Annotated in this window: 3 protein-coding genes; 1 reads left to right on the forward strand and 2 read right to left on the reverse strand. The window is 74.4% G+C overall.

Going from position 1 to position 3,985, the window contains the following annotated elements:
* Positions 1-78: 78 nt before the first annotated feature.
* On the reverse strand, positions 79-2,244 hold the full coding sequence (locus tag FFA01_RS15665; RefSeq protein WP_182501188.1) for a choice-of-anchor I family protein: 2,166 nt from the start codon (positions 2,242-2,244) through the stop codon (positions 79-81).
* A gap of 148 nt (positions 2,245-2,392) precedes the next feature.
* On the reverse strand, positions 2,393-3,316 hold the full coding sequence (locus FFA01_RS15670; protein WP_146857113.1) for a diacylglycerol kinase family protein: 924 nt from the start codon (positions 3,314-3,316) through the stop codon (positions 2,393-2,395).
* A gap of 117 nt (positions 3,317-3,433) precedes the next feature.
* On the opposite strand from FFA01_RS15670, the gene FFA01_RS15675 reads away from it, so the two are divergent.
* On the forward strand, positions 3,434-3,862 hold the full coding sequence (locus tag FFA01_RS15675; protein ID WP_167627408.1) for a DUF4383 domain-containing protein: 429 nt from the start codon (positions 3,434-3,436) through the stop codon (positions 3,860-3,862).
* Positions 3,863-3,985: the final 123 nt, after the last annotated feature.

Genomic DNA, 3,985 nt, shown 5'->3' on the forward strand with positions numbered 1-3,985 from the left:
TCGTCGCACAGGAGACACTCAGGTCGGGCGGTGGGCACGGGCCGACGCCGCGAGGCGCCGCCCGTGCCCGCCGTCCGATCAGGACGCCCGGGAGGCGCGGTGCCGGCGGGCGAGCAGCAGCAGTCCCGCGCCGAGGGCGAGCAGTCCGCCGGCGACGCCGACGATCAGCCCCGTGCGCTCGGAGCCGGTGAAGGCCAGGGCGCCGTCGCCGTCGTCGTCGCCCGCGCCTCCTGCGATGGTCCCGTCGGCGTCGTCCGTCCCGCCGCCCGGCGCGGGCACGACCGTGGCCGGGTCGTCGGGCTGCGTCGTCGGCGCGGGGGCCGGCGCGGCGGTCGGGCCGGGCGTCGGCTCGGCGGTGGGCGGCGTGGTCGGGTCGACCGGCGGCACGGTGGGCTCGACCACGGCCGGGACGCTGATCGCGTACATCGTGGTCGATCCCGAGACCTCGTTGCCGACGGCCAGCATCGGCTCGCCGGTGGGCGAGTCGTCGGCGGCGATGAACGCGAGCCCCTCGGGTCCGAGGTCGCCGGCGCGGGTGAGCACGTCGGCCGGATCGGCTCCCGCGTCGATCTCGTCCTCGGCGGAGACCGTCAGGTCGCGGTTGTTGACGTAGGCCGTGAAGGAGGCGCGGGTCGGCTCGGTCACGTCGTAGACGGCGATCCCGCCGACGCGCTCGAAGCCGATGAACGCGTAGGTGCGTCCGTCGATCTCGCCCAGGGCGACGCCCTCGGGCTCGGGCCCCTTGTCGTCGCTGCGGCCGTCGACGCCCGACGCCGTGTGGTTCGAGTTGAACGACTCGGGGGCGACGGCCGCGAGCAGCTGCTCGAAGGCGTCTCCGGAGTCGAACACCGAGGTCCCGCCGGCGTCGAGGATGCTGAACGAGCGCGCCCCGAAGGTGTACAGCGTCTCGTAGCAGCTCCCGTCGGCCGAGAGGCCGTCCGCCGTCGTGATGTTCAGGCGGCCGAGGCCCGCGTCGGTCAGCAGCGACGGGTCGATCGAGTCGCAGACCGGGGCGAGACCGTCGTCGCCGAGGTCCTTGACCCGGGCGACCTCGCTGTAGCCGGCCCAGTCGCGGGAGTCGCCCTCGTTCGCCGTGACGATGTACGTGGCGCCGTCGACCTGGTAGCTGTCGATCGTGTCGGGCATGAGGTGGCCCCGCACCGGCCAGGTGCCGATGGCGATCGCCGGGCCGCCGTCGGCGCCGTCGCGGTCGGAGGGGTCGAAGGGCACGACCGAGCGGTCGACGGAGCCGAGCGGCACGACGTCGGTCACCGTGGCGGAGGCCACGTCGACGATCGCCAGGGCGTCGGCCTCCTGCAGCGAGACCCAGGCGGTCGCGCCGTCGGCTGAGAACGTGGCGTACTCGGGCTCGAGGTTCTCGGAGACGGGGAGGTCGAGGGGGTTCTCGGGCGTCACGGTGCCGGCGTCCTCGCGGCCGCCGTAGATCCGCACCGCGGGGTCGACCGGCGTGGCTCCGTCGGCCTCGTAGGCGTGGAAGTCGGCGGTGCGGACGGCGCTCTGCGGCGGCACGGCGATCGTCGCGGGCACGTCCACGATGCTGACGGCCCCCTCGGGGTCGACCGAGTAGTCCTCGGCGGGCTCGCCCTCGTTCGCGACGATCACGCGGGTGCCGTCGGGGCTGAAGGCGACCATGTCGGGCAGGGCGCCGACGCGCACGGCGCCGAGGGCCACGCCGTCGCCGGAGGCGTCGAAGAACACGAGCCAGCCGGCGTCGGTCTTGGGGCTCGACTCGACGGCGACCACGCCGAGTCCGTCGGCGCGCACCGAGACGGAGTTGGCGACGGCGTCGGCCGGGACGACCGAGCCGTCGGCGGAGAGGACGCCGGTGGTCTGCAGGTCGAAGAGCTTCGTGGGAGCCGCGGGGTCGCGCACGTCGAGCATCTCGACGCGGGCGGCGGCCGCGTTCACGACGAGCAGGCGCTGCCCGGCGGCGTAGTGCGCGACGATCTCGGCGGCGCTCTGGTCGAACACGCCCGTCTCGTAGCTCCCGACCGGCTCCATCGAGAACGCGTCGGCGTCGGCGAACGACGTGATCGGGGCGGCGACGACCGAGGCCGAGGCGGGGGCGCCGACCGCGACGAGCGCGACCAGGCCGAGACCGGTCAGCCCCGCGGCGCCGACGAGGGCGGTTCGGCGGGTCCGAGCGGACCGCGTCGGCGCGGTCGAGGTCGCCGAGGAGGCGCGGGTCGGGTCGAGGGGGGAGGTGCGGCGGTCTGGTCGCATGGGTGATCGGTCCTTCGTCGGGGGTCGCGCCGACCATAAGGACGTCAGGTGTTGCTCAGGTGAACCGCCGGTTGCGGGACGGGGGCGGCCCGTGCCTCCTCGGCCCGTGCCTCCTCGACCGCTGCGGGCGCCTCGGGTCCCGCCGCGGCTACCCGCCGGTGGGGCCGGGCGCGAGCACGCGGAGCGCGCCGGGCACGACCTCGACGGTGACGGGCAGCGGCCCGACCCGCTCGCCGTCCGCGTACGCGACGACGTCGTCGGAGTGGATCGTCACGCGGCGCACGCGGTGCACGTGCACGCGGGGGTCGCCGAGGTGGGTGCCCGCGAAGACCTTCGGGAAGATCCGGAGGAACTGCAGACGGGTCAGCCGGTCGACCACGAGCACGTCGAGCAGGCCGTCGTCGAGCACGGCGTCGGGGGTGACCTTCATCCCGCCGCCGAGCGACTGGCCGTTGCCGACGCTGACCAGCGTGCCCTCGACCTCGTGGGAGACGCCGTCGAGCTCGAGCCGGTACGAGAGGTGCCGGAGCCGGATCAGCTCGAGGTAGAGGGCGAGGTTGTACCGGCTGCGACCCTTGGGCCAGCGCATGCGGTTGGCCCGCTCGTTGACCACGGCGTCGAACCCGGCCGAGACCATGCAGGCGAACCAGGTCGACTCTCCGTCGCCGTGGCTCACCCGGCCGGCGTCGATCACGAGCGGTGGCCTCTCGAGCTGCGCCACGAGGAGGCGCGTGGCGGCCTCGTGGTCGTCGTGCGGGATCCCGAGGGCGCGCGCCATGTCGTTGCCCGTGCCCGACGGGACCAGCCCCAGGGGGACGTCGGTGCCCGCGACGAGGTTGGCGCCGAGGTTCACCATGCCGTCGCCGCCGACGACCACGAGGGCGTCGGGGGAGCTCGCGAGCTCGGCCCTGGCGGCGGCGACGAGGTCGTCGAACGACTCCTCGAGGAGCACGACGGGGGTGTGGCCGGCGGCGGTCACCGCGGCGGCGACCGAGGTGCCCACGTCGCGACGGCGGCCGAAGGACGCCGACGGGTTCACGGCCACCACGATGCGGAGCGGCGTCGACGTCATGCCCCGATCATGGCACCTCGGCGGCGGGCGCCGTGCCCGGCTCGCGCGCGCCTCCCGCGGGTGCTTGGATGGAGGTCGGGCGTCCGGCCCGAGACGTCACCGCAGGAGGCCGCAGCAATGACCACGACCAGCACCGTCCCCGCCCCGAGCATCCGCGAGTCGCCGAACCGCGGTCTCACGCTCGCCCTCGGCACGATCGTGCTGCTGCTGGGCCTCTGCGCGTTCCTCGCCGAAGACATGGGGACGTTCTTCGACACGACGGGCGCGAACCTGCTCGGCGTCTGGAACGTCAACCCGGCTCTGGCCGTCATCTGGGTGCTCGCCGGCGCCGCGCTGATCCTCGGCGGCGCATCCGGGGTGTCGTCCGCCCGCTCGATCGGCGCCATCGTCGGCGTCGTCTACCTCGTGTTCGGCGTCGTCGGCTTCTTCGTCGAGGGCACCGACGTCAACTTCTTGGCCGTGAACCTGGGCGACAACATCACGCATGTGATCGTCGGCGGCCTGCTGGTGCTGACGGCGATCGGCGCCGACCGCCGACGCCGCTGAGTCGCTCCCGCTGAGCGGCGCCTGCTGAGAGGCGTCGCGTCCGAGACGCACGCCGCCGAGCAGCGCGCCGTCCGGAGGCGGGGATGATTCGGCGGGGCCGCACTCCCCAGTGCGGCTCCGCCA

Source organism: Frigoribacterium faeni, from assembly GCF_007988805.1.
GTDB classification, from domain to species: Bacteria; Actinomycetota; Actinomycetes; order Actinomycetales; family Microbacteriaceae; genus Frigoribacterium; species Frigoribacterium faeni.